The 23,666-nt window shown below is 52.4% G+C and carries 23 protein-coding genes; 16 read left to right on the forward strand and 7 right to left on the reverse strand.

Annotation, left to right across the window (positions count from 1 at the left end):
- Positions 1-202 precede the first annotated feature (202 nt).
- The 3 genes from aphA (at position 203) to PGQ95_RS19970 (ending at position 1,832) form a co-directional block, all read left to right on the forward strand.
- Entirely contained in the window at positions 203-916 is a 714-nt protein-coding gene (gene aphA / locus PGQ95_RS19960) for an acid phosphatase AphA (RefSeq protein ID WP_015368752.1), read from the forward strand.
- A gap of 142 nt (positions 917-1,058) precedes the next feature.
- Entirely contained in the window at positions 1,059-1,475 is a 417-nt protein-coding gene (locus tag PGQ95_RS19965) for a secondary thiamine-phosphate synthase enzyme YjbQ (protein WP_271032794.1), read from the forward strand.
- Positions 1,476-1,478: 3 nt separating this feature from the next.
- The gene (locus tag PGQ95_RS19970; RefSeq protein WP_087858835.1) at positions 1,479-1,832 is read left to right on the forward strand and encodes an MmcQ/YjbR family DNA-binding protein; all 354 of its coding nucleotides are present in this window, start codon (positions 1,479-1,481) and stop codon (positions 1,830-1,832) included.
- 1 nt (position 1,833) lies between these two features.
- Here PGQ95_RS19970 and PGQ95_RS19975 read toward each other — a convergent pair whose 3' ends face one another.
- The 3 genes from PGQ95_RS19975 to uvrA all read right to left on the reverse strand — a co-directional run bounded on the left by PGQ95_RS19975 (position 1,834) and on the right by uvrA (position 5,526).
- Positions 1,834-2,151, reverse strand: coding sequence for a hypothetical protein (locus PGQ95_RS19975; RefSeq protein ID WP_430919119.1), 318 nt, complete (start codon positions 2,149-2,151; stop codon positions 1,834-1,836).
- The gene (locus tag PGQ95_RS19980) at positions 2,151-2,558 is read right to left on the reverse strand and encodes a hypothetical protein (RefSeq protein ID WP_430919121.1); all 408 of its coding nucleotides are present in this window, start codon (positions 2,556-2,558) and stop codon (positions 2,151-2,153) included. The genes PGQ95_RS19975 and PGQ95_RS19980 overlap by 1 nt, the downstream gene beginning before the upstream one ends.
- A 142-nt stretch (positions 2,559-2,700) precedes the next feature.
- Positions 2,701-5,526 (reverse strand): excinuclease ABC subunit UvrA, encoded by a 2,826-nt coding sequence (uvrA, locus tag PGQ95_RS19985; RefSeq protein WP_045396741.1) that lies wholly within the window; start codon positions 5,524-5,526, stop codon positions 2,701-2,703.
- A gap of 254 nt (positions 5,527-5,780) precedes the next feature.
- On the opposite strand from uvrA, the gene ssb1 reads away from it, so the two are divergent.
- The gene (gene ssb1, locus PGQ95_RS19990; RefSeq protein WP_015368746.1) at positions 5,781-6,305 is read left to right on the forward strand and encodes a single-stranded DNA-binding protein SSB1; all 525 of its coding nucleotides are present in this window, start codon (positions 5,781-5,783) and stop codon (positions 6,303-6,305) included.
- Between the two features lie 80 nt (positions 6,306-6,385).
- Here the strand turns inward: ssb1 and PGQ95_RS19995 are convergent, their stop codons facing one another.
- A complete protein-coding gene (locus PGQ95_RS19995) occupies positions 6,386-7,966 on the reverse strand; it encodes a transglycosylase SLT domain-containing protein (RefSeq protein ID WP_430919123.1) in 1,581 nt (526 codons plus the stop codon).
- Positions 7,967-8,417: 451 nt separating this feature from the next.
- Between PGQ95_RS19995 and iraM the strand changes: the two genes are divergently transcribed.
- Positions 8,418-8,777, forward strand: coding sequence for an anti-adapter protein IraM (iraM, locus tag PGQ95_RS20000; protein ID WP_213317916.1), 360 nt, complete (start codon positions 8,418-8,420; stop codon positions 8,775-8,777).
- Positions 8,778-8,841: 64 nt separating this feature from the next.
- Here the strand turns inward: iraM and PGQ95_RS20005 are convergent, their stop codons facing one another.
- Positions 8,842-9,123 (reverse strand): YjcB family protein, encoded by a 282-nt coding sequence (locus PGQ95_RS20005; RefSeq protein WP_015704055.1) that lies wholly within the window; start codon positions 9,121-9,123, stop codon positions 8,842-8,844.
- Positions 9,124-9,673: 550 nt separating this feature from the next.
- On the opposite strand from PGQ95_RS20005, the gene PGQ95_RS20010 reads away from it, so the two are divergent.
- Positions 9,674-11,278, forward strand: a complete 1,605-nt coding sequence (locus tag PGQ95_RS20010) for an EAL domain-containing protein (protein ID WP_113375004.1) — start codon at positions 9,674-9,676, stop codon at positions 11,276-11,278.
- Here PGQ95_RS20010 and soxS read toward each other — a convergent pair.
- The gene (gene soxS, locus PGQ95_RS20015) at positions 11,263-11,592 is read right to left on the reverse strand and encodes a superoxide response transcriptional regulator SoxS (protein WP_015368734.1); all 330 of its coding nucleotides are present in this window, start codon (positions 11,590-11,592) and stop codon (positions 11,263-11,265) included. The genes PGQ95_RS20010 and soxS overlap by 16 nt on opposite strands.
- 84 nt (positions 11,593-11,676) lie before the next feature.
- Here soxS and soxR point away from each other — a divergent pair, with 84 nt between their 5' ends.
- The 4 genes from soxR (at position 11,677) to PGQ95_RS20035 (ending at position 16,594) form a co-directional block, all read left to right on the forward strand.
- Positions 11,677-12,135 (forward strand): redox-sensitive transcriptional activator SoxR, encoded by a 459-nt coding sequence (gene soxR, locus PGQ95_RS20020; protein WP_087858828.1) that lies wholly within the window; start codon positions 11,677-11,679, stop codon positions 12,133-12,135.
- A gap of 274 nt (positions 12,136-12,409) precedes the next feature.
- Positions 12,410-13,078, forward strand: a complete 669-nt coding sequence (locus PGQ95_RS20025) for a glutathione S-transferase family protein (RefSeq protein ID WP_430919125.1) — start codon at positions 12,410-12,412, stop codon at positions 13,076-13,078.
- 372 nt (positions 13,079-13,450) lie between these two features.
- A complete protein-coding gene (locus PGQ95_RS20030; protein WP_015368730.1) occupies positions 13,451-14,800 on the forward strand; it encodes an NCS2 family permease in 1,350 nt (449 codons plus the stop codon).
- 147 nt (positions 14,801-14,947) lie between these two features.
- Positions 14,948-16,594, forward strand: a complete 1,647-nt coding sequence (locus PGQ95_RS20035; protein WP_015368729.1) for a Na+/H+ antiporter — start codon at positions 14,948-14,950, stop codon at positions 16,592-16,594.
- Positions 16,595-16,724: 130 nt separating this feature from the next.
- Here the strand turns inward: PGQ95_RS20035 and PGQ95_RS20040 are convergent, their stop codons facing one another.
- A complete protein-coding gene (locus PGQ95_RS20040; RefSeq protein ID WP_087858825.1) occupies positions 16,725-17,606 on the reverse strand; it encodes a LysR family transcriptional regulator in 882 nt (293 codons plus the stop codon).
- Positions 17,607-17,709: 103 nt separating this feature from the next.
- Between PGQ95_RS20040 and PGQ95_RS20045 the strand changes: the two genes are divergently transcribed.
- The 6 genes from PGQ95_RS20045 (at position 17,710) to PGQ95_RS20070 (ending at position 23,666) form a co-directional block, all read left to right on the forward strand.
- Positions 17,710-18,120, forward strand: coding sequence for a CidA/LrgA family protein (locus PGQ95_RS20045; RefSeq protein WP_113375005.1), 411 nt, complete (start codon positions 17,710-17,712; stop codon positions 18,118-18,120).
- The gene (locus PGQ95_RS20050) at positions 18,113-18,802 is read left to right on the forward strand and encodes an LrgB family protein (RefSeq protein ID WP_087858823.1); all 690 of its coding nucleotides are present in this window, start codon (positions 18,113-18,115) and stop codon (positions 18,800-18,802) included. Before PGQ95_RS20045 ends, PGQ95_RS20050 begins: the two co-directional genes overlap by 8 nt.
- Before the next feature lie 450 nt (positions 18,803-19,252).
- A complete protein-coding gene (locus PGQ95_RS20055) occupies positions 19,253-19,813 on the forward strand; it encodes a fimbrial protein (RefSeq protein WP_162750243.1) in 561 nt (186 codons plus the stop codon).
- Positions 19,814-19,866: 53 nt separating this feature from the next.
- Positions 19,867-20,553 (forward strand): fimbrial assembly chaperone, encoded by a 687-nt coding sequence (locus PGQ95_RS20060; protein WP_087858822.1) that lies wholly within the window; start codon positions 19,867-19,869, stop codon positions 20,551-20,553.
- Entirely contained in the window at positions 20,507-23,080 is a 2,574-nt protein-coding gene (locus tag PGQ95_RS20065) for a fimbria/pilus outer membrane usher protein (protein ID WP_430919127.1), read from the forward strand. Before PGQ95_RS20060 ends, PGQ95_RS20065 begins: the two co-directional genes overlap by 47 nt.
- A gap of 22 nt (positions 23,081-23,102) precedes the next feature.
- On the forward strand, positions 23,103-23,666 hold the full coding sequence (locus PGQ95_RS20070; RefSeq protein ID WP_430919129.1) for a fimbrial protein: 564 nt from the start codon (positions 23,103-23,105) through the stop codon (positions 23,664-23,666).

A 23,666-nucleotide genomic window follows, 5' to 3' on the forward strand; every position in this document is an offset into this window, starting at 1 on the left:
GAGGGCGAATATACTCCGAAGTGTGATCATGCTCTTTTTATATGACATCTGAGCAGAAAATCCTTTCTATCTGTGTGGGCAGGCGTTAAGGTCTTGGTGCATTTATAAGCTCACTCATTATTAAAAATAACAACGAATTGAATTTGCAATCCTGAGTAACGCAGGTTCAGCCGCCCTGTGTACGACGGGTGAAGGGATAAATATGCGTAAGTTAACTTTGGCCATTAGCGCCACCTGTCTGTTGTTCGCTCTTAATAGCTCCGTTGTCGCGCGCGCTTCCACCCCGCAGCCCATTTGGGAAGGGACGAATGTCGCGAAACTTGCCGAACAGGCGCCGATACATTGGGTATCCGTAGCGCAAATCGAAAATAGCCTGCTTGGCCGCGCGCCGATGGCGGTGGGGTTCGATATCGATGATACCGTGCTGTTCTCCAGCCCTGGTTTCTGGCGTGGGCAGAAAACCTATTCTCCGGGCAGCGAAGCCTATCTGAAGAACCCCGAGTTCTGGGAAAAGATGAATAACGGCTGGGACGAGTTCAGTATGCCGAAAGAAGTGGGCCGCCAGCTGATTGCGATGCATATTAAGCGCGGCGACAGCATTTACTTCGTCACCGGCCGCAGCCAGACCAAAACTGAGACCGTCTCCAAAACCCTGCAGGATGATTTCCTCATCCCCGGCGCTAATATGAACCCGGTGATTTTTGCCGGCGATAAGCCAGGCCAGAACACCAAAACCCAGTGGTTACGGGAGAAGAATATCAAAGTCTTCTACGGTGACTCTGACAACGACATCTCGGCGGCCCGCGACGCCGATGCGCGCGGAATTCGCGTGCTGCGCGCGGCAAACTCCTCCTACAAACCGCTACCGATGGCCGGCTCGCAAGGGGAAGAGGTGATTGTGAATTCAGAATATTAAGTCGTGCGGAACACGGCGCTTCTGAACATGAAAAAGGCAGCCGAAGGCTGTCTTTTTTTTGTACGAATTTCAGCGTTTGAGGTTTTACCTTTTCGCTTCTTGCTGCAAACTTAGAAGGATTCACACATTACAGGAGTCGTTTATGTGGCATCAGCAAACCCTGACATTAGGCCCGAAATCTCGTGGTTTCCATCTGGTGACCAATGAAATTATTGGTCAAATTCGCGAACTCTCGAATATCAAGGTTGGCCTGCTGCATCTGTTACTCCAGCATACTTCCGCTTCCCTGACGTTAAATGAGAACTGCGATCCCACGGTCCGTTTTGATATGGAACAGCATTTTCTCAACGCCGTACCAGACAACGCGCCGTATGAACACGATTATGAAGGTCCTGATGATATGCCCTCGCACATTAAATCATCGCTGCTGGGCGTTTCTCTGATGTTGCCGGTGCAAAACGGCAACGTCATGTTAGGGACCTGGCAGGGGATCTGGCTGGGGGAGCATCGTATTCACGGCGGCTCGCGGCATATCGTCGCAACGCTTATGGGAGAATAAAAAATGACCATATCGGATCTACTACAGTACTGCATGGCGAAGCCGGGCGCGGAACAAAGCGTTCATAGCGACTGGAAAGCGACGCAAATCAAGGTCGCAGACGTGCTATTCGCCATGGTGAAAGAAGTGGAGGATAAGCGGCCAGCCGTTGCGCTTAAAGCGAGTCCCGAGCTTGCCGAACTGCTGCGCGAACAGCATCGCGATGTTCGCCCCAGCAGGCATCTGAATAAAGCTCACTGGAGCACGGTCTTCCTTGATGGCTCCCTGCCGGATTCGCAGATTTACTACCTGGTGGACGCCTCTTATCAGCAGGCGGTCGACCTGCTGCCGGAAGATAAGCGGCGGCAGTTAGCGTAGCTTATAGCCCGCCTGCCAGCGCCAGCAGCGCGATATCGAACAGCCTTAATAACGTCGACTGCAGCTGCGCCTGGCGTGCGATGCTCTGGTTGTTGGCGCGAATGCGGGCAATATCGCGCTGACCTTCCAGCAGTAGCCGTAGATCGTCTTCGGTCAGCCAGCCCTGAGCTTTTTGCTGTAATGCCTGCAGTAAAAAGATGGCGCTATCGCGTACTTCGCGCTGCTCATCGCCTAGTACTTTATTCAGTATTGGCATCCATTCGGCGCTATCAATTGCGCAAGCGGACAACAGTGCGCGAATCTCCATGGTTGTCGGCATTATTCCCTCCCTGTTCGCTGACATTCGCCAGCGATAGCCTGTTGATAAAGATAAAGGGTCTGCCGCGTTAAATATTGCGCTTCGGCAGGGGTAAAGGGCGCACCCCGCATCTGGCGATGGGCGTAAACGCGTAAATAGTTACCTTCAAGTAGCCTGAAGTTTTCCTGGCGCAGCGCGTCGCTTTGGGCGATCGCCTGCACAAACTGCTGGCGAATCTGTTCATCTTCATCAGTCAATTGTTGATCGTCATCCGTGGCTGCGGTGGCGATGAACTGCAAATGCAACTGCTTGAGTGTGAGCAATTGCTGATAGGCCGTATCGCTGTAGCGGCCAACCCACGAGCAGGCGCTTAACGCACATAGCGCGGCGGCGATGATAAATAACGGAATGAGGCGTGGTACTCGCATAGTTTTCCCGGTATCGGTGGGCGATAGCGGCTATCAGACGCCAGAGTGAGGCGCCGGGCAAATCACGAAGTCTCAGCGTAAAAAAATGAGATGAAATGAGATGAAATGAGGCCTCTTCCACTGCGGGAAGAGGCCTGAGAGATTACTTCAGCAAGGGCTTCAGGAAGCGCGCCGTGTGCGAGGCTTCACATTCGGCAACGGTTTCCGGCGTGCCGGAAACGAGAATCTCTCCGCCGCCGCTACCGCCTTCCGGGCCGAGGTCGACAATCCAGTCGGCGGTTTTAATTACGTCGAGATTGTGCTCAATGACCACGATGGTATTGCCCTGATCGCGCAGCTGATGCAGTACGTCCAGCAGCTGCTGGATATCGGCGAAATGCAGACCGGTGGTCGGTTCATCAAGGATATACAGCGTCTGGCCGGTACCGCGCTTGGATAGTTCGCGCGCCAGCTTCACGCGCTGGGCTTCACCGCCGGAGAGCGTGGTTGCCGACTGGCCAAGACGAATATAGGTCAGGCCAACATCCATCAGGGTTTGCAACTTACGCGCCAGCGCCGGAACGGCATCAAAGAACTCGCGCGCTTCTTCGATAGTCATATCCAGCACTTCGTGGATAGTTTTGCCTTTGTACTTAATTTCCAGCGTTTCGCGGTTATAGCGTTTGCCTTTGCACTGGTCGCACGGTACGTAGATATCCGGCAGGAAGTGCATCTCAACCTTGATCACCCCGTCGCCCTGACAGGCTTCGCAGCGGCCGCCGCGGACGTTAAAACTGAAGCGGCCCGGCGTATAGCCGCGTGAACGTGATTCCGGCACTCCGGCAAACAGTTCGCGCACCGGCGTGAACACGCCGGTATAGGTTGCAGGGTTTGAGCGCGGCGTGCGGCCAATCGGGCTCTGGTCGATATCGATGACTTTATCGAAGTGCTCCAGCCCCTGGACATCGCGATATGGCGCCGGTTCGGCAATCGTCGCGCCGTTCAACTGGCGCTGGGCGATGGGGAACAGGGTATCGTTAATCAGCGTTGATTTACCGGAACCGGAAACGCCGGTAATGCAGGTAAACAGGCCGACAGGCAGCGTCAGCGTCACATCCTTGAGGTTGTTGCCGCGCGCGCCAGTGAGCTTCAGCACTTTTTCCGGATCGGCGGCGACGCGCTGTTTCGGCACTTCGATTTTGCGTTTACCGCTCATGTACTGCCCGGTGAGGGATTCTGGTACCGCCATAATGGCGTCCAGCGGCCCTTCGGCCACCACCTGGCCGCCGTGCACGCCAGCGCCGGGGCCGATGTCGATAACATGGTCGGCGGCGCGAATGGCGTCTTCGTCATGTTCAACGACAATGACCGTGTTGCCCAGATTACGCAGGTGGATAAGCGTACCGAGCAGGCGTTCGTTATCACGCTGGTGCAGGCCGATGGAGGGCTCATCCAGCACGTACATCACGCCAACCAGCCCCGCGCCAATCTGGCTCGCCAGACGAATACGCTGCGCTTCACCGCCGGAGAGCGTCTCCGCCGAACGAGAGAGCGTCAGGTAGTTCAGACCGACGTTGACGAGGAACTTCAGGCGATCGCCAATCTCTTTCAGCACTTTCTCGGCGATTTGCGCCCGCTGGCCAGACAGCTTCAGGTTATTGAAGAAGTCCATCGCGTGGCCGATGCTCATATCGGAAATGGTTGGCAGCGGCGTGTTTTCCACAAATACATGGCGCGCTTCGCGACGCAGACGTGTGCCTTCACAACTGGCGCACGGACGGTTGCTGATGAATTTCGCCAGCTCTTCGCGCACCGCGCTGGATTCCGTCTCTTTGTAACGGCGCTCCATGTTGTGCAGCACGCCTTCGAACGGATGGCGGCGTACTGACGTGTCGCCGCGGTCGTTCATGTATTTGAATTCAATATTCTCTTTACCAGAACCATACAACACGACTTTATGCACATTAGCGCTGAGGGTGCCCCAGGGCGCTTCGACATCAAACTTATAGTGATCCGCCAGCGACTTCAGCATCTGGAAATAGTAGAAGTTGCGGCGATCCCAGCCGCGGATGGCGCCGCCAGCCAGCGAGAGCTCTGGATTCTGAATCACTCGATCGGGATCGAAATACTGTTGAACGCCAAGGCCGTCGCAGGTTGGACAGGCCCCTGCCGGGTTGTTGAAGGAGAACAGACGCGGCTCCAGCTCGCGCATGCTATAGCCGCAAATCGGGCAAGCGAAGTTCGCCGAGAACAGCAGTTCTTCCGCTTTACTGTCATCCATGTTGGAAACAATGGCGGTGCCGCCGGAGAGCTCCAGCGCGGTTTCGAAAGATTCCGCCAGACGCTGCGCCAGATCGTCGCGCACTTTAAAGCGGTCGATAACCACTTCGATCGTGTGTTTCTTTTGCAGCTCTAATTTCGGCGGATCCGAAAGATCGCAGACTTCGCCATCGATCCGCGCGCGGATGTAGCCCTGACTGGCAAGGTTCTCCAGCGTTTTGGTGTGCTCGCCTTTACGTTCTTTAATGATGGGCGCCAGCAGCATCAGGCGCTGACCTTCCGGCTGAGAGAGCACGTTATCGACCATCTGGCTGACGGTTTGCGCGGCCAGCGGGACGTCGTGGTCCGGGCAACGCGGTTCGCCGACGCGGGCGTACAGCAGGCGCAGATAGTCATGGATTTCAGTAATCGTACCTACCGTCGAACGCGGGTTGTGGGAGGTCGATTTCTGTTCGATAGAAATCGCCGGCGACAGCCCTTCGATATGATCGACGTCCGGTTTCTCCATCAGCGACAGGAACTGTCGCGCATAGGCGGAGAGCGATTCGACGTAGCGACGCTGGCCTTCGGCGTACAGGGTGTCGAAAGCGAGTGAGGATTTGCCAGACCCAGAAAGCCCGGTGACGACAATAAGTTTGTCGCGCGGAATGACGAGGTTGATGTTTTTGAGATTATGGGTGCGGGCGCCCCGAACTTCGATCTTATCCATTCACCTTTCCCGGTAGGTAGATACACGGATTGCCTGGTTTGCTTAAAGGACAAACGGCAGAAACGGCTAATTATGACACAATTTAACCTGTCTGGATATACAGTATTGGAATGGCGCTGCAGTAAGAGGGTGAAAATTTGCATAGCAGCGGCATGTTTTCTGGAATTGGCTTCGCAGCTATCAAATTGCCCCTTTGTGGTGTTAGAATTCCCGGTTTACACTTATACAAAACGTATTATTCAGGAGATTCGATCATGGCCAGCAGAGGCGTAAACAAGGTGATTCTCGTCGGTAACCTGGGGCAGGACCCGGAAGTACGCTACATGCCAAGTGGCGGCGCTGTCGCCAACTTCACGCTGGCAACTTCCGAATCCTGGCGCGATAAGCAAACCGGCGAAATGAAAGAGCAGACTGAATGGCACCGCGTTGTGCTGTTCGGCAAACTGGCGGAAGTCGCGGGCGAATACCTGCGTAAAGGTTCTCAGGTTTATATCGAAGGCCAGCTGCGTACCCGTAAATGGACCGATCAGTCAGGCCAGGACAAGTACACCACTGAAATCGTGGTAAACGTCGGCGGCACCATGCAGATGCTGGGCGGCCGTCAGGGCGGCGGCGCACCGGCAGGCGGCGGCCAGCAGCAGGGCGGTTGGGGTCAGCCTCAGCAGCCGCAGGGCGGCAACCAGTTCAGCGGCGGCGCGCAGTCTCGTCCGCAGCAGCAGGCCCCGGCAGCGCCATCTAACGAACCGCCGATGGACTTCGACGACGACATCCCGTTTTAAGGTTTTCCTTATTACGTACTGCCTGTGCAGTAAACCAACAAAAAGCCCCGATTGTTCGGGGCTTTTTTCATTTCAGGCTCTCAGGCTGCCGGGGCCGAAGCTTCAGGAGCGGTTGGCGGAGCCGCGTCTGGTTGAAGCTTACCTGTTCCTGGCTCGGGTAGCGGGGTGGCGGTCGCTTTTTGTTTACGGGCGATATCATCCATTATCAGTCGATAGGCAATGTAGTATTTATAGATATTGCTGACATAGGTCACCGTCTCAGCGCCGATTTTTTCCGCCGCGAGATTCTCAACGTTGCCAAACCAGATGTTCGGATCGAAGCCGCGTTTTTGGGTTTCCGTACGTAGACGCGCGATACGCGCCGGGCCCGCATTGTAGGACGCGAACGAAAACAGCGCTTTATTAAGCGGCGTCATTGGCTGATCGCCATAGTAATGATCAATCATCCAGCGCATATACTTCACGCCGGCATGAATGTTGGGATCGATTTTCTTAATATCGCCAACTTTTAGTTCCTTGCCGGTCGCGGGCATGACCTGCATCACGCCGATTGCGCCAACGTGGCTGCGTACCGATTGATTGAGCCGCGATTCCTGATATCCCTGGGCGGCCATCAGCAGCCAGTCGACATCATAGCGTTCGCCATATTTTCTAAAAATTTCCACCATCTGCAAAAACTTAGCGCGCTCTCTGTTGGCTGCGGCGTTTTTAACGTAGGTCGCGCTTTTCAGGTAGCGCAGCAGAATCGTGTTTCCCAGGGTGCTGCCTTGACGATTATTCTTCACGAAATTATTCAGCACCGCGAGAAGCTGCGGGTTGTCTTTGCGGACCGCCCAGGCGATGTCGCCGCCATCTCGTAACACAATGTCGTCATGCACCTGAATTTTTGGAAACACCTGTTTCCAGAAAATCGCTTTATGGCGATCCACCACGATCAGGGGTATCAGATCGGCATTGAGCATTTCGAGAAGATCCTCATCCTCGAGCGCTTCAGGTGCTTCCTGCAAAATGACCGGCGGCAGCGCTGCTTTGGCAAAGCGGGCGTTAAGCGCCTGCAAACTTTCGTAATAGCTGGATGAGCGTCGAACAAACACGGTTTTACCGGAAAGCTGCTCCAGGCTTTTTACCTCGGGCGATGATGGCCCCGAAACTAATAGTTCTTTGACATCGCTATAGAGCGGGGTGGTAAAGGCGACCTTTTCCTGACGCGATGAAGTAATCGTGAGATTGGCGGCGGCGATATCCCCTTTGCCTTCATTCAGTGCCTTGAACAGGTTATCCCGCGTCACCGGGATAAAAACGATCCGCACTTTGAGGTGTTTCTGCTTCAGCTTCTTCTCTTTTGCCAGCTTGCTATTGAGATCTTTTTCTAAAGCGATGAAAAGATCGTGGGTGGCGCCGCGTTGGGTACCCTTGTCGATAAAAAAGAACGTTTTGCTGTAGGTTGTCAGCACCCGGATCGCCCGCCGATTGATCATATCGGGAAGATCGCCTTTTCGTGGCTGCATGATGTGATCCATATCGATGGTCAGCTCAGCTTTATCCTTATGCGCCGGCGACGCTTTACTCGTCGAAGCCGCTGAAGCGGAGAAGGCAAACAGTATGGCGAGAAGGCAGCAGGAAACCATCGCCAGGCGACGTTGAAAACCGAAGATGTTCATGATGCGGCACTCTGCAGGGGGATGGTTATATTTTAGTCAATGCAAACGCGCCCCTGTGCCTTTTTCTATCTACCTCCCTCGTGTGCTGCTCGGCGTAGGTGGTATTTGCCTGTTTGCGAGAATTCAAAGGACAGAGGCACTTCTCATACTAGAAAATATTTTCATTTTGCGATTGCTAATTGATTATTCCGCCCACTTGAATATCAAAATGATATTTTTGTCTGCTATTTAAAATATATTGTAAGGTTAGTTATAGTCTTTGCATGGTTTTGTTTTTTTAGTATTAATACATAATTCGTAGAATGCCCGGGTTTGCTTACTTCAAGAGAGGTATAGCCGAGATGTATCAGGCTTGGTCTATATCACAATATTAATCAGCCACCTTGCAGATAACGGCCTGGAGTGCTATCACTAAATTTCCCGTAACAGATTTTACTTACAAGGATGGAAGATGAAATGGACGATTCTTAACACCCTTATCTGCCCGCATACCGGCGTTGCATTCTCGTCAATATCGGGGCTGCGGTTTCTGAAGTTTATTATCTGGTATGAAGCCGATCTTTTATTAATTCCTGGCGAAACCATGAAGCTTTATTCATCTAAAGTTTTAATTAATGATCAATATCATTCATTAAAAATTTATAACATCACGTGTTATGACGATAAACAGTGGGAAACGTTAAGAGAGCGGCCAACCTGTCCGTATAATTTCGAGGTCGCGGAGCCGGAATCTTGTCTTTATCAATCGTATTGTGCGGTTAAGCGCTGCCCGAACGAGCGTCTGCGGCCGATGTTATGCGGACAATATTAGCTTGGGTAGAGAAGAACATCATCGTTGCTGAAAATAAAAAAGCTTCCCGCAGGAAGCTTTTTTATCAGGTCATCATCATTGGCCACTCTGGCGGCGTCTGACTCATGACTTCAACCATGACATCTTTAATGTTGCCCCAGATTTTGGCGACATCCACCATGGTGATACCTAACAAGCCGGTGGCAAACCAGCAGGCGGCAGCCAGACCCAGACAGCTACAAATAATCGCTAAGCCGGCATAGTCGCTTTTACGTAATTGAATATTCAGCGAGCTGGCCAGGAACATCAATACCGCGCTCACCAGGGGCCAGCGCAAAAGTACGACACTGGTAGTAATGGAAGCCATTAACTTATCCTATCTCTCAAAGAAATTCGGGAGCCTTAGACAACCTGGCGCGATTATCAATAATGAGACGCTCTGGCTATCTGGGGGCACTTCAGGGAGTGATGAAACGACAGTTCTGTTTCATCAACTTGTGTGAACTATATCACATTTGTTGATTTATTCACCAGACAAAAAATGACCTTTTTTGACATTTAAAAACCATGTTTTGAATGTGGTTAATTACGCGGCAATGCGTACCAGCTTGTCTGATGGCCGTTTTTCGACGCCGTTAAGGACCGGACCTGGACTGCCGATAATTGATCTACGGGTTTTGTTACTTATTACGAGTAATTGTACGGAGAAACCGAATTAGTAAGTGGCTAGTGTCTTAATTATTACGAGAATGTTTCTCGATCCATCTATAAGTAAGTATGATTCATCATTATTAGGTGTGAGGTTTTTACATAAACGTGTTCGTTGCTGAAATTCGCTGTTTTTTATAACAGTCGGTAATGCCTGGTTTTTGTCCTTATACCGTGATTGAGGCGTATCGCATGGATAAAAAGCGGAAATGAATCGTAACGCGCCGCATAAGGCGTTAAGAATATTCTTCATCATACTGGTGGTTGTACTGCCGGTGGTGTTGGCGTTGTGGTTTGCGCAAATCAGGGCCAAGGAAGAAATCTCAGATAGACTGCAATCGTTTTCGCAGCTGGCGCTGCAAAAAACGGAAATGGTCATTCATGAATCCGAGCAGGCGCGCGAAAAAGCCATGCAGTTTACCGGGTTAATGTGTTCCCCTCAGCATCAGCAGTACATGTTGAATATTGTTCGCGGACTACTGTACGTTGATGACCTGATTTACGCGAGCGGTAACACTTTCCTTTGTTCCACAGCGGTCCATCCCGAAGAGGGCTGGAGAATATCCGCGGCGAATTATACTCGAAATCCCGACATCTCCATCTACTACTATCGCGATACGCCGTTTTATCCCGGCTATGATATGAATTATATGCAGCGCGGGCATTATGCCGTGGTGGTTAACCCCCTCTCTTATAGTTCAGTCATTTCCAGTGATAAAGATTTAGCCTACGGCGTCTTCGACACCAAAACGAACATGTTTTTCTCCGTGAGTAAAAACGTTGATGCCAGGGAGCTTCATCGTCTTATTCGCCACGAAGACGCTTTTTTTAATCAGGATGGCCGGGTTTATACCGTCGCCCATTCGTCGATTCGGCCGATTGCGGTCATCATGTCCACCTCGCGCGCCAGCTATTATGCCAGCCTGTACGATCAGGTTACTTTGACCCTGCCGTTAGGAATTATTTGCAGCATATTGATTCTGATGGTCTGGTCGCGAAGCCGTCAGCAGTATCATTCGCCGCGCAATAAGCTGCAGCGAGCGTTAAGCCACCGCCAGCTTTGTCTGCATTACCAACCTATTATCGACATCAAGAATAACCGCTGCGTCGGCGCCGAGGCGCTGCTACGCTGGCCGGGATTTGACGGTCCGGTGATGAGCCCGGCGGAGTTTATTCCGTTGGCGGAAAACTCAGGCATGATTGCTCAGGTAACAGATTACGTGGTTGACGAGTTGTTCAACGATCTTGGTGAATACCTGGCCAGGCATCCGCAGCTCTATATCGCGATTAATCTTTCGGCATCCGACTTCCATTCCGCGCGGTTAATTGCGCAGATTACTGAGAAAGCGCGCAGCTATGCGGTTTGCGTGAAGCAAATCAAAATTGAAGTCACCGAAAGGGGATTTATCGATGTGCCGAAAACCACGCCGGTGATTCAGGCTTTCCGCGAGGCGGGCTACGAGATAGCTATTGATGATTTCGGCACCGGTTATTCCAACCTGCATAACCTCTATTCGCTCAACGTCGATATTCTGAAGATTGATAAATCCTTTATCGATACGCTGACCACCAACAGCACCAGTCATCTGATTGCTGAACATATCATCGATATGGCGCGTAGCCTGCGTCTAAAAACCATCGCCGAAGGGGTAGAAACGCTGGATCAGGTGGATTGGTTACTTAAGCGCGGCGTACAGTTTTGTCAGGGATGGCATTTTGCGAGGGCAATGCCGCCGCAGGAGTTTATGCAGTGGCTGGCCAAGTCCCCGATCTTACTGCGTACGCCGCACGACGGTCGTCAGGCGGAAATCTGATGACGGTAGTCGCTGGGAGTGCGATCGAACTCCCGGCGGAACACCCGCGAGAACGTCTGCTGCGAGACGTATCCCAAATCCATCGCAATATCAAAAATAGGACGCTGCGTGGTTCTCAGCGCTTCAGCAGCGAGCAGTAGCCGGCGCTGACGAATGTAATCACCCAGCGTTTGGTGGGTAACGGTACGGAACATCCGCTGCAGATACCATTTCGAGTATCCCGATTTTTTAGCGACTACATCAATGTTAAGTGGTTGATCGATATGTTCATCAATCCATTCAATAAGCGTTTGGATAATATCCTGATGGGACATAAAGCGGCCTCTCTCAATTCTCGATTCGTCGTTTTGTCTGTCGGCGAGTATAATTCCTCAAGTTAACTTGAGGTAAAGAGCTTTATGGAAAAGAAATCAGCCCGTATCAAAATGCTGCTTTCTCCTGGAGAAGTGGCTAAACGAACCGGCGTCGCCGTCTCGGCGCTGCACTTTTATGAAAGTAAAGGGCTTATCCGCAGCCAGCGTAATGCCGGCAATCAGCGGCGATATCGCCGTGATGTACTGCGAGCGGTCGCCATTATCAAGATTGCGCAACGTATTGGCATTCCGTTGGCGACCATCGGCGAGGCATTTGGCGTCCTGCCGGAAGGACATAATCTGAGCGCCAAAGAGTGGAAACAGCTGTCGTCGCAATGGCGGGAGGAGCTGGACCGGCGTATTCACACCCTGACTGCGCTGCGTGATCAACTCGACGGCTGCATCGGCTGTGGTTGTTTATCGCGCCGCGATTGCCCATTACGCAACCCAGGAGATAAGTTGGGTGAAGAGGGGACCGGCGCACGCCTGCTGGAAGAGGATTAATTGTGATACCTGCAAAAAACTAAAGCGCCACAACAGGGCGCTTTAGTTGTTTTCCGGTCTTTGTCTTTCGCATTATCCCGCTGGCTCACGGGAGGGTTTCCCCCGACGTCGACTCCCCTCAGGTATTGCGCAATGTGTTGAAGGAGGTTCCGGATTGCGTCGACAATGTAATTGTGGCACAGCCTGCTGATTTTGCCTGTTGGTGTTGCCGAAATTTTTCCGTCATTGGCCGCCTGTTCCTATAGTTAATTTGAACGAACAACAGGAGAGCGCCATGTTGACGGTCCATCACCTCAACCAATCCCGCTCGCAGCGCGTGCTGTGGGCGTTGGAAGAACTGCAATTGTCCTATCAGGTCGTCTGCTACCAGCGTGAAAAAAACATGCAGGCGCCGCCGAAGCTGAAAAAAATTCACCCGTTGGGTAAATCGCCGGTGCTTGAGGATCAGGGCGTAGTGCTGGCGGAGTCCGGCGCCATTCTGGAATATCTGCAGGAGACCTACGATAGCGCCCAGCAGCTGAAGCCGCAGGGGCGGGAAGATAAACTGCAATATCGCTTTTGGCTCCATTATGCCGAGGGATCGTTAATGCCCTTGTTGTTGATGAAGCTTATCTTCGCCAGCCTCGGCAAACCGCCGGTGCCGCTTGGCATGCGCACGCTGGGCGGGGCGTTGGGCAAAGGGGTGCAAAAGGCGTGGCTGGATAGACAGCTGGCGACCCATGCGGCATATATTGAACAGCATCTGGCTGGCCAGCCGTGGTTTGCCGGCGGCGCGCTGAGCATGGCGGATATTCAGATGAGCTTTCCGGTGATGGCGTTACTGGCGCGCGGCGGCATTCAAGACCTGCCGCACACCCGCCGCTGGCAGCAACAGGTTGAATCGCGACCGGGCTGGCTGAATGCTATCGAGCGCGGCGGGCCGTTTACCCTACCTGGCGGTTAATGCGCCTGAAAGCGGATTAAAACATATAAAAATGTTAATGCTTTGCGCATTGACGATAACGTTTGCGCATCGTTTGTCTATTTCCTGAGCTTTGGCGGCGAAATTTGGCAAAATACGACAAACTTCAGTTGAAAAGGGCCGTCTAAAGACAGGATAATCGTTTGCCTTTTTACTTTGCTCATTTTTTCCCCTGCTGATAGGGGGAGCAAAGACATTCCATACATCGCATTGTATGTGCGGAGTTAAACGTTTGCTTTTTCTCAGCCTCCCTCCTGGCGCCGGGAAACAGCACAAGGAGATGGCGTTTAACTGGCAGTGGATGGTCCATCACGCATGCAAGCGAACGATCAAAATTTTCAGGGGAAGTTTTCTATGTCTACGCCTTCAGCGCGTACCGGCGGTTCTTTAGACGCCTGGTTTAAAATTTCAGCTCGCGGCAGCTCCGTACGTCAGGAAATCGTTGCCGGATTAACCACCTTCCTGGCGATGGTGTACTCCGTCATCGTAGTGCCGGGAATGTTAGGCAAAGCCGGTTTTCCGCCGGCAGCGGTGTTCGTCTCGACCTGCCTGGTGGCGGGCGTCGGTTCATTAGTGATGGGTCTGTGGGCTAACCTGCCGCTGGCTATCGGCTGTGCGATTTCGCTGACTGCCTTTACCGCTTTCAGCCTGGTGCTGGGACAACACATCAGCATTCCGGTGGCATTAGGCGCCGTGTTCCTGATGGGGGTATTGTTCACCATTATCTCCGCCACCGGTATTCGTAGCTGGATCCTGCGCAATCTGCCGCAAGGCGTGGCGCACGGAACCGGCATCGGTATCGGCCTGTTCCTGCTGCTGATTGCCGCCAACGGCGTCGGCCTGGTAATTAAAAACCCGCTGGACGGCCTGCCGGTGGCGCTGGGCAATTTCGATAGCTTCCCGGTGATGATGTCGCTGATTGGCCTGGCGGTGATTATCGGCCTGGAAAAACTGAAAGTGCCGGGCGGTATTCTGCTGACCATTATCGGGGTCTCCATTATCGGGCTGATTTTCGATCCCAACGTCCACTTCTCCGGGATTTTCGCCATGCCGTCGCTGAGCGATGACAAAGGCAATTCGCTGATTGGCAGCCTCGATATCATCGGCGCGCTGAACCCGGTGGTGCTGCCAAGCGTGCTGGCGCTGGTTATGACCGCGGTATTCGACGCCACCGGCACCATTCGCGCGGTCGCCGGCCAGGCTAACCTGCTGGATAAAGACGGGCAGATCATCAACGGCGGCAAAGCGCTGACTACCGACTCCCTGAGCAGCGTGTTCTCCGGCGTGGTGGGCGCAGCCCCTGCTGCGGTGTATATCGAATCGGCGGCCGGTACGGCGGCGGGCGGTAAAACCGGCCTGACGGCAGTCACCGTTGGCGTGCTGTTTCTGCTTATCCTGTTCCTTTCCCCGCTCTCCTATCTGGTTCCGGCCTATGCGACCGCGCCAGCGCTGATGTACGTTGGCCTGCTGATGCTGAGCAACGTGGCGAAAATCGACTTCAATGACTTCGTGGATGCGATGGCGGGGCTGATTACCGCGGTGTTCATCGTGCTGACCTGCAACATCGTAACCGGCATCATGATCGGTTTTGCGTCGCTGGTGATTGGCCGCGTGGTATCCGGCGAGTGGCGTAAGCTCAATGCGGGCACCGTGATCATCGCGGCGGCGCTGGTCATCTTCTACGCTGGTGGGTGGGCGATTTAACTTTTCCTGCTAACGACGGGCGGCTTTGGCCGCCCGTTTAATTTTTCAGCCACATCCTGTTTCCTTTTGCGTTAATCTGAGTAGCGTATCATTTCGAGACATGACGCCTCGGATGTAAAAAAAGAAAACGCAGCAAACAGGGAACACATGGAAATATTCTTCACCATACTCATCATGACCCTCGTGGTCTCTCTCTCCGGGGTGGTTACACGCGTACTGCCCTTTCAGGTTCCATTACCGTTAATGCAAATCGCCATCGGCGCGCTGTTGGCCTGGCCGACCTTTGGTCTGCACGTCGAGTTCGACCCTGAACTCTTCCTCGTTTTGTTTATCCCGCCGCTGCTGTTTGCCGACGGCTGGAAAACGCCGACCCGCGAGTTTATCGAGCACGGGCGAGAAATCTTCGGCCTGGCGCTGGCGCTGGTGGTGGTCACCGTGGTCGGTATCGGCTTCCTGATTTACTGGATTGTGCCGGGGATCCCGCTGGTTCCGGCATTCGCCCTTGCGGCGGTGCTGTCGCCGACCGATGCCGTGGCGTTGTCCGGTATTGTCGGCGAAGGGCGGATACCGAAGAAAATCATGGGCATTCTGCAGGGCGAAGCGCTGATGAACGACGCTTCGGGCCTGGTGTCGTTAAAATTTGCCGTTGCCGTGGCAATGGGCACGATGGTGTTCACCATTGGCGGCGCCACCGTTGAGTTCCTGAAGGTGGCGATTGGCGGCATCCTGGCCGGTTTCGTGGTCAGTTGGCTGTATGGCCGCTCAATGCGTTTCCTCAGCCGCTGGGGCGGCGATGAACCGGCAACGCAAATTGTGCTGCTGTTCCTGCTGCCGTTCGCTTCCTACCTGATTGCCGAACATATCGGTTTCTCCGGGATCCTGGCGGCGGTGGCCGCAGGGATGACCATCACCCGTTCCGGGGTGATGCGTACCGCGCCGCTGGCTATGCGCCTGCGCGCCAACAGCACCTGGGCAATGCTGGAGTTCGTGTTTAACGGCATGGTGTTCCTGCTGTTGGGTCTGCAGCTACCGGATATCCTGTCGAGTTCGCTGGTGGCGGCAGAAGCCGATCCTAACGTTGAAACCTGGATGCTGTTCACCGATATCGTGCTGATTTACGCCGCGCTGATGCTGGTGCGTTTCGGTTGGCTGTGGACGATGCGTAAGCTTAGCCAGCGCTTCCTGAAGAAGAAGCCGATGGAGTTTGGCTCCTGGACCACCCGTGAGCTGCTGATCTCCTCCGTCGCCGGGGTGCGCGGGGCGATTACTCTCGCCGGTGTGCTGTCGATTCCGCTACTGCTGCCGGACGGCAACGTCTTCCCGGCGCGTTACGAGCTTATCTTCCTGGCCGCCGGGGTGATTCTTTTCTCCCTGTTCGTCGGGGTCATCGCGTTGCCGATTTTGCTGCGGCGTATTGAGTCTACCGACCACGTACAGCAGCGCAAAGAAGAGCGTCTGGCGCGCGCCGCGACGGCGGATGTGGCGATTGTCGCGATTCAGAAAATGGAAGAACGCCTGGCGGCGGATACCAAAGAGAATATCGACAACCAGCTGTTGACCGAGGTAAGTTCGCGCGTCATCGGTAACCTGCGTCGCCGTGTGGATGGGCGTAACGATGTCGAAACCTCGATGCTGGAAGAGAGCCTTGAGCGCCGTTTCCGTCTGGCGGCGCTACGTTCGGAGCGCGGTGAGCTGTACCACCTGCGCGCGACGCGGCAAATCAGCAACGAGACGTTGCAGAAGCTGCTGCACGATCTCGACCTGTTAGAAGCGCTGTTAATCGAAGATCAGTAACCTTAAGTCCCGGTAAGCGCGACGCTTATCGGGACTACTCGCGGTGCCGTTTTTTGTCGGGTGGCGGCTAACGCCTTACCCGACCTACAGTATATATGTAGCCCCGGTAAGCGTTAGCGCCACCGGGGTGTTACTCCAGCCAAAATGACTTACTGCACTCCAGCCACGCCTGGGCGCTACGCGACATATATACGCCTTCCCGCCAGATCATCCCTAATTCCCAACGTAATTCGCTCTCCAGTGGGATCCAGTAAAAATCCTCGGCATCCAGCCGCTGGCAAATCGGCTCCGGCAAAATCGCTACGCCAATGCCCGCCTGCACCATTGCCGCCAGAAAATCCCACTGGCCGCTGCGCACGGCGATACGCGGCTTCACGTCATGCTCGGCAAACAGGCGCATCAGCTGCTGGCTGAGGGCAAAATCTTCGTTGTAGATAACCAACGGATGCTGCGCCAGCTTCTGCGGCGAGATCGAGGTGATATCCTGCCACTGCGCCGTCTTTGGCACGAGGACGCAGAGCGGATGGCTAAAGAGCGACAGCGTGGTCAGACCGCTGGCCTCATCGACCGGTAGCGCGGTCATCGCCAGATCGAGCTCGCCGTTGCTAACCGCCTGCTGTACCGTCAGCCCGCCGAACTCGGAAATTTTCAGCTCCACGCCGGGATAACGCAGGCGAAACCGACTGATGGGCTCAGCCATCAACATGCCGACCATCGGCGGGATCCCCAGCCGCAGCACGCCTTTATTCAGATGGTTGATATCGCTGAGCTCGGCTTTTAACTGGCTGAATTCGCCGAGTATCGCCTGCCCGCGTTCGAAAACTACCCGGCCGGTATCGGTTAATAACAGCTTACGGCCATCACGGATAAGCAGAGTGCAGTTGAGCTCGTCTTCCAGATTTTTGAGCATCTTGCTGATGGTGGGCTGCGTGACGAAGAGCTTCTCCGCCGCGCGGGTAAAGCTTTGCTGGCGGACGACTTCGACAAAATATCGCAACGTACGTATATCCATGATTATTCCCTGAGACTATACCTGTGATGATTTTAATTCATTTCTGTCAGTAAGGGCGGCTCTCTATACTTCACGTCTGTCTTATTTTTAGGGAATTCCGCTCATGGCCTTCGCGCCAGCACGTGTTGCGCCTTTCGTGGCGCGACGTCTTCAGGTACCGGTTCAGGTACTGCTCTATGCCGGGCTGTTTGTCTGCGCTGAATATCTGGTTAATTGGCTTCATCTCCCGCTTCCGGCCAATCTTGTCGGCATGTTGATGCTGCTGATGCTTATCGTCTGCCGGGTGATACCGCTGAACTGGGTGCGCGCAGGCGCGCGCTGGCTGCTGGCGGAGATGCTGCTATTTTTCGTCCCGGCGGTGGTTGCCGTCGTTAACTATGCGCAACTGCTGATGGTGGACGGCTGGCGTATCTTCCTCGTCATCGCGCTAAGCACCACTCTGGTATTGGGCGCCACGGCGTGGGTAGTGGATAAGGTTTATCGCTACGAAGTGAGCAGGTTGAAAGATGAGTGATTTTACCCTGAGCGTGTTGTGTCTGGCGGTCACCCTCGTGCTCTATTTTGCCAATAAGCGTCTCTATCGCCGCTTCCACAAACTGCCGTTGATGCCGCTGGTGCTGACGCCGGTATTGTTGGTGCTGATCCTCGTCTTTGGTCATATTTCCTACCAGAGCTATATGGGCGAGTCGCACTGGCTATTGTGGCTATTGGGGCCAGCCACCATCGCCTTCGCCGTGCCGGTCTATGACAACATGGCGATTATCAAGCGTCACTGGATGTCGTTGACTGCCGGGGTGGTGACGGCTTCGCTGGTGGCGGTAACCACTTCCGTCTGGCTGGCGCGTCTGTTTACTCTTTCAGATGAGATCCAGCGAAGCCTGGCGGTGCGCTCGGTGACCACGCCGTTTGCGCTGGCGGCAGCGAAACCGCTCGGCGGTCAACCCGACTTAGTGGCGCTGTTTGTGGTGGTTACCGGAGTCTTTGGCATGGCGATTGGCGACGTGCTGTTCTTACGCTTGTCGATAAGCGCCGGCATGGCGAAAGGAGCCGGCTTTGGCGCGGCGTCCCACGGCGCCGGGACCGCCCGTTCTTACGAGCTCGGGCAGCAGGAGGGCGTGGTCGCCAGCCTGGTAATGATGCTTTCCGGCGTAGTGATGGTACTGGCGGCGCCTTTGGTGCGCTGGGCGATATTTTGAACTTCAGCAGTTTTACCCCGAAGTACAGCGGGTAAGGCTGCTGATATTAGAATGAGTTAAGAAACTACGTATATATAAGATGTTTGGCGTAATTAATATTTAAAGTGTTTAGGCTTTATTCCGAATCCATCAGGATACATTAATTTTCTTTCTGATTGAGTGTATATCTAATTTGTTGATGTTTATGATTTTATGCTTTGTGATGCCTGATGATAAATTTCTGCTAATAAGTGATGTTAGCTCTTCTTATTGAAAAATATTTTCTGCACGATATTCTTTTTCCGTGGGATATTATTATTGAATGGATTCAATGAGTGACCACGTGGTGAAGTATGACGGGTATAAATTGATCTTATCATTATTTGCATGACGCATTTGTAATGCGAATATTGAATTCCATTCTCTAATATACCTGCATGAAGCAATTGACGGATTGATTGTCATTTTACAATGGATATGGGAATTCATATGAAAATCAGTAAAAAATATTTATTCAGCGCGCTGGCGATTTCCGCCTCCTGTATGTTGTCTACTATTACGCAAGCGGCGCCGAATACCATTACCTTCACCGGTACCGTTTCAGATACAACCTGCACCGCAACCATTGACGGCGGCGTAACTGCGATTGCCATGGGGACCGCATCGGTTGCAGATTTAAAAGCCTATACCTACGGTGCGGCGAAAAACTTTTCCTTTAAGCTGGCTGATTGCCCAACCACTGAAGAGGGAGGGAGCACTATCGCTCGCGTAACATTTGGTGGTGAAGCAGACAGCGCTAATAGCGATTATTTTAAAAACCAGGCAGGCTCGGAAGCGGCATCAGGCGTTGCCGTTGCTATCTTCGACAATGCGGGAAATTTACTCAAAAATAACGTTGAGGGCGCCGATGTTGATATCTCCTCTGGTGAGGCGACCATCCCTTTTACGGTAAAAATGGCTAAATCAGGAAGCGCTGACCCAACTAAAGGCGCAGTACAAACCACTGTGACTTATAACGTGACTTACTATTAATATTATTCATGGAGCAAGGGGAATCTATCCTGATTCCCCTGGAATAAAATCAGATGAGATATTTTCTGTTATTTTTCGGGTTATTATCTATCACCAGCGCGCAAGCGAGCGTAGTGGTTGGCGCAACTCGCGTGATATTTGACGGTGCAAAAAATAATGCCGAAGTAGCTGTAGAGAATAAAGATAATAGCTCTGATATTGTTCAGTCGTGGGTCTCATTGGTGGATGCCACATCTCCGGCGAAAGACTCATTTATCATTACCCCTCCGCTTTTTCGCTTAAAAGCGGGAGAAAAAGGTTTCGTGCGAATAGTGCGTTCCGGTAAGCCTCTGGCCGCCGACCGTGAATCCATGTTTTGGCTTAACATTAAAGGTATTCCGGCAATGAATAATATGCCTGATACTAATATGGTTCAGTTTGCTATCAATTCAAAGATAAAACTTATCTATCGTCCCGCTGAGCTTAAAAACAGTTCGCCAGAAATGTATGCCGGGAAATTACAATGGCAGCGCCTGGGAAGCTTTATTAGTGTAAAGAACAACTCACCACTTTATATGAACTTCTCGCAGATTGGCATTAACGGTAGGAATATTTCTGGCGGATGGTTTGCCGCCCCGTTTACGACGTTAAAAATACCAGCTGAAAGTAATTTATCCTCGACAGGGAAACAATCGATCACATGGAGCGTGATTAATGATTATGGTATGTCAGGAAAGAAATACACTGCGATCGTACAATAGTTCGAAGTTAATATACTGCCGTATTATTTTAATCCTGTCCGCTGCCGCGTTGAGCGTTAGCGTACAGGCGAGTGAATATTTTAATCCCCATCTCCTTGAGGTTACGGAAAGCCAATCAACTGCTGTCGATTTATCCTATTTTTCTCAGGAAGCGGTGCCGCCGGGCCGCTATAGCCTGGATGTTTATATAAATGATAAATTTGTTTCTTCTGAATCTATTGATTTTAAAAAACATTCCGGCGATGCCGCGATGGCGGTTCAACCTTGCATTCGGCTTGAGCTTCTTAAAACGTGGTTAATTAATACCGAGAGTTACCCGCAGCTTGCTGCCGCGGGAACGGAATGCGCTCGCCTGTCTGCCATTCCGGGGCTGGAGTACACCGTCGAACTCGCCCAGCAGCGGATTAATTTTTCGATTCCACAGGCCGCGTTACTGAATCGGCCAAGAGACTATGTGCCGGAAAATCAGTGGCAGCAAGGCATCAATGCCGGTGTACTCAATTACAGCCTATCCGGCCAGCGTAGCATTCCGCGTCATGGCGGCGCCGCGACGGAGAGTCAGTTTGTCAGCCTGCAGCCAGGTATTAATTGGGGAGCGTGGCGTATACGCAACTACAGCACGCTTAACCATAGCGATGATGGCAGCCGGTGGGAATCGATTTATAGCTATCTTGCGCGAGATATTCATCGGCTGAAAAGCCAGTTGGTGATGGGCAATACCTATACCGCCTCGGATATTTACGACAGTTTGAACTTCACTGGTCTACAGCTAAGTTCGGACAAAGAAATGCTACCAGATAGCCTGCATGGTTTTGCGCCGACGATTAAGGGAATTGCGCGGACAACGGCCGAAGTCTCTGTTTATCAAAACGGCTATAGTATTTATAAAACGACGGTTGCCCCCGGCGCCTTTGAGATAAAAGATCTGTACTCTACCGGTAGCGCTGGCGATTTGTACGTCAATATTAAAGAGTCAGATGGCAGTCAGCAAAGTTTCGTCGTTCCTTACGCATCATTGGCGATTTTGCAGCGCGAAGGGCAGTTGGATTACACGTTTAGCAGCGGTAAGACCCGCTCGGCCAATTCAGGCGGTAAAGAATATAATTTTGTCCAGTCAACTTTGGCTTACGGGCTTTCCAGCAACGCCACGCTCTATACCGGGTTTCAGCAAGCTGAAGATCGGTATACGAATATACTCGTAGGTACCGGGTTCAATCTCGGTGTTGTTGGCGCTCTTTCTCTGGATGCTTCCGGCTCTTTGGCTGAGATGAAAAATAACGATAACTCGCTCTTTGCAACTAAAGAGAAAGGGCAATCCTATCGCCTGCGTTTTAATAAAAGTTTTATGCAATCGGGGACCAGTTTTTCCGTCGCGGGTTATCGCTATTCCACTTCCGGATATTATTCTTTTGCCGACTTTATTGATGAGACTACCGCTGATAGTGACCGCACTTCATTAACCGGTCGCAAAAAAGGTCGTTTTGATGCGTCAATTTCGCAAACGCTATCTGGCTACGGCTCACTGTCGCTTTCACTGGTCAATGAAACGTATTGGGATAACTCAAGAATGGCCTCCTTAGGCGTTGGTTATAGCGGTACTATCGGCAAAGTGTCTTACTTTGTTAATTACTCATACAACCGTAATGTCCAAAGTACAGACGATAGCGGGGAGAGCAATCCAGACAGCGACACTATCGTATCACTCACGCTGAGTGTGCCGCTCGGCGAAACGATGTCAGCCAATTACAGTATGAGCGCGGGCCGTAAAAGCGATACCACGCACAGTGTCGGTCTTAACGGGATGATGCTTGCCGATCGTTCGCTGAACTGGAACGTTCAGCAAGGCTATGACGCCAGTGATAAAAGTATCTCCGGAAATATTGGCGTGGGTTATCAAGGATCAAGGGGCGAAGTGACCGCCGGATATGGTTACGATCGCTATAGCAACCGCTACAACTATACGCTGCGTGGCGGCATGGTTGCTCATTCAGGTGGCCTTACGTTTTCTCGTTTTCTGGGGGAAAGCTCGGCGCTGGTTGAAACGCCAGGCGTCAGCGATGTGACGGTGCGCGGTCAAACGAACGTCAGCACCGATTCGGCGGGTTACGCTATTGTGCCTTATATCCGCCCTTATCATAGCAACAACTTGTCATTAGATGAGCAGCAGGTCACTGGCGCCGAAGTGGATAACGTGGTGAGAACCGTGGTGCCGACGCGCAACGCCATCGTGAAAGTAAAATACGATACCTATATTGGCTATAAGGCAATGATTACCTTAAAAACGAAGTCTGGAATTGTTCCATTTGGCGCCATCGTGTCTCTGGATAATAATAATGGACGAGCCAATGATATCCGCAGCAATATTGTTGGTGATGGCGGGCAGGTATATGTAACGGGTCTCCAGAAAAAAGGTGCGCTGCTTGTGAAATGGGGCAGCGGTAGCAATGAGCAGTGTCGGGCAGTTTATGACTTTAGCGGCCAGGTTTCGGACCAGGATATCATTTTCTATCAGGCTGTTTGTTATTAACTTATCACGCTGAGAGTAATCAATGAGTAAAGTTAAAAAAATAACTTCGATATTAACTTGCGCCCTTGTTTTATTGCCCGGCAGCTTTTTTATCGCGCCTTGCGCGCTGGCATATGATGAGTCGAGTACGCTTAATATTAACGTCACGGGAAGTATCGAGGAGCCCTCCTGCGAGGTGGCGGTTAAACCGTCAACCACCATCGACTTAGGCACGGTGTCCTATCAAACTCTGACGGGGAAAGCAGGATCCCATGGGCAAAGTACGCCGGTTAAATTAGAGTTTACTAACTGTGCTGCGGGCTTAACGTCGGTCACGCTGTCATTCAGTGGTTCATCTTTTGATGATACTTATCCTTCAATCTACAAAAGTAATCAAACAGGCAGTAATGGCGCCAGCGGCGTCGGAATGCAATTGCTTAGCCAAACCGACCAACAAACCTTAGGCCCCAGCGAACGCTATCTCTATACCTTTGATAACACTGATACGCATACTTTTAATATGCTTGCTCGAATTTATTCACCCTATGGAAAAATAAGCGCTGGCGTAGTGGGTTTTACGGCCACGTTTGATGTGGCCTATAAATGA

The sequence above is a fragment of the Klebsiella sp. 141240 genome, from assembly GCF_050600805.1.
Lineage (GTDB): Bacteria > Pseudomonadota > Gammaproteobacteria > Enterobacterales > Enterobacteriaceae > Klebsiella > Klebsiella aerogenes.

What these genes read in the sequence shown, in the direction of transcription:
- aphA (WP_015368752.1), top strand. Translation starts at nt 203, where the DNA reads ATGCGTAAGTTAACTTTGGCCATTAGCGCCACCTGTCTGTTGTTCGCT.
- PGQ95_RS19965 (WP_271032794.1), top strand. Translation starts at nt 1,059, where the DNA reads ATGTGGCATCAGCAAACCCTGACATTAGGCCCGAAATCTCGTGGTTTC.
- PGQ95_RS19970 (WP_087858835.1), top strand. Translation starts at nt 1,479, where the DNA reads ATGACCATATCGGATCTACTACAGTACTGCATGGCGAAGCCGGGCGCG.
- PGQ95_RS19975 (WP_430919119.1), bottom strand. Translation starts at nt 2,151, where the DNA reads ATGCCGACAACCATGGAGATTCGCGCACTGTTGTCCGCTTGCGCAATT.
- PGQ95_RS19980 (WP_430919121.1), bottom strand. Translation starts at nt 2,558, where the DNA reads ATGCGAGTACCACGCCTCATTCCGTTATTTATCATCGCCGCCGCGCTA.
- uvrA (WP_045396741.1), bottom strand. Translation starts at nt 5,526, where the DNA reads ATGGATAAGATCGAAGTTCGGGGCGCCCGCACCCATAATCTCAAAAAC.
- ssb1 (WP_015368746.1), top strand. Translation starts at nt 5,781, where the DNA reads ATGGCCAGCAGAGGCGTAAACAAGGTGATTCTCGTCGGTAACCTGGGG.
- PGQ95_RS19995 (WP_430919123.1), bottom strand. Translation starts at nt 7,966, where the DNA reads ATGAACATCTTCGGTTTTCAACGTCGCCTGGCGATGGTTTCCTGCTGC.
- iraM (WP_213317916.1), top strand. Translation starts at nt 8,418, where the DNA reads ATGAAATGGACGATTCTTAACACCCTTATCTGCCCGCATACCGGCGTT.
- PGQ95_RS20005 (WP_015704055.1), bottom strand. Translation starts at nt 9,123, where the DNA reads ATGGCTTCCATTACTACCAGTGTCGTACTTTTGCGCTGGCCCCTGGTG.
- PGQ95_RS20010 (WP_113375004.1), top strand. Translation starts at nt 9,674, where the DNA reads ATGAATCGTAACGCGCCGCATAAGGCGTTAAGAATATTCTTCATCATA.
- soxS (WP_015368734.1), bottom strand. Translation starts at nt 11,592, where the DNA reads ATGTCCCATCAGGATATTATCCAAACGCTTATTGAATGGATTGATGAA.
- soxR (WP_087858828.1), top strand. Translation starts at nt 11,677, where the DNA reads ATGGAAAAGAAATCAGCCCGTATCAAAATGCTGCTTTCTCCTGGAGAA.
- PGQ95_RS20025 (WP_430919125.1), top strand. Translation starts at nt 12,410, where the DNA reads ATGTTGACGGTCCATCACCTCAACCAATCCCGCTCGCAGCGCGTGCTG.
- PGQ95_RS20030 (WP_015368730.1), top strand. Translation starts at nt 13,451, where the DNA reads ATGTCTACGCCTTCAGCGCGTACCGGCGGTTCTTTAGACGCCTGGTTT.
- PGQ95_RS20035 (WP_015368729.1), top strand. Translation starts at nt 14,948, where the DNA reads ATGGAAATATTCTTCACCATACTCATCATGACCCTCGTGGTCTCTCTC.
- PGQ95_RS20040 (WP_087858825.1), bottom strand. Translation starts at nt 17,606, where the DNA reads ATGGATATACGTACGTTGCGATATTTTGTCGAAGTCGTCCGCCAGCAA.
- PGQ95_RS20045 (WP_113375005.1), top strand. Translation starts at nt 17,710, where the DNA reads ATGGCCTTCGCGCCAGCACGTGTTGCGCCTTTCGTGGCGCGACGTCTT.
- PGQ95_RS20050 (WP_087858823.1), top strand. Translation starts at nt 18,113, where the DNA reads ATGAGTGATTTTACCCTGAGCGTGTTGTGTCTGGCGGTCACCCTCGTG.
- PGQ95_RS20055 (WP_162750243.1), top strand. Translation starts at nt 19,253, where the DNA reads ATGGATATGGGAATTCATATGAAAATCAGTAAAAAATATTTATTCAGC.
- PGQ95_RS20060 (WP_087858822.1), top strand. Translation starts at nt 19,867, where the DNA reads ATGAGATATTTTCTGTTATTTTTCGGGTTATTATCTATCACCAGCGCG.
- PGQ95_RS20065 (WP_430919127.1), top strand. Translation starts at nt 20,507, where the DNA reads ATGATTATGGTATGTCAGGAAAGAAATACACTGCGATCGTACAATAGT.
- PGQ95_RS20070 (WP_430919129.1), top strand. Translation starts at nt 23,103, where the DNA reads ATGAGTAAAGTTAAAAAAATAACTTCGATATTAACTTGCGCCCTTGTT.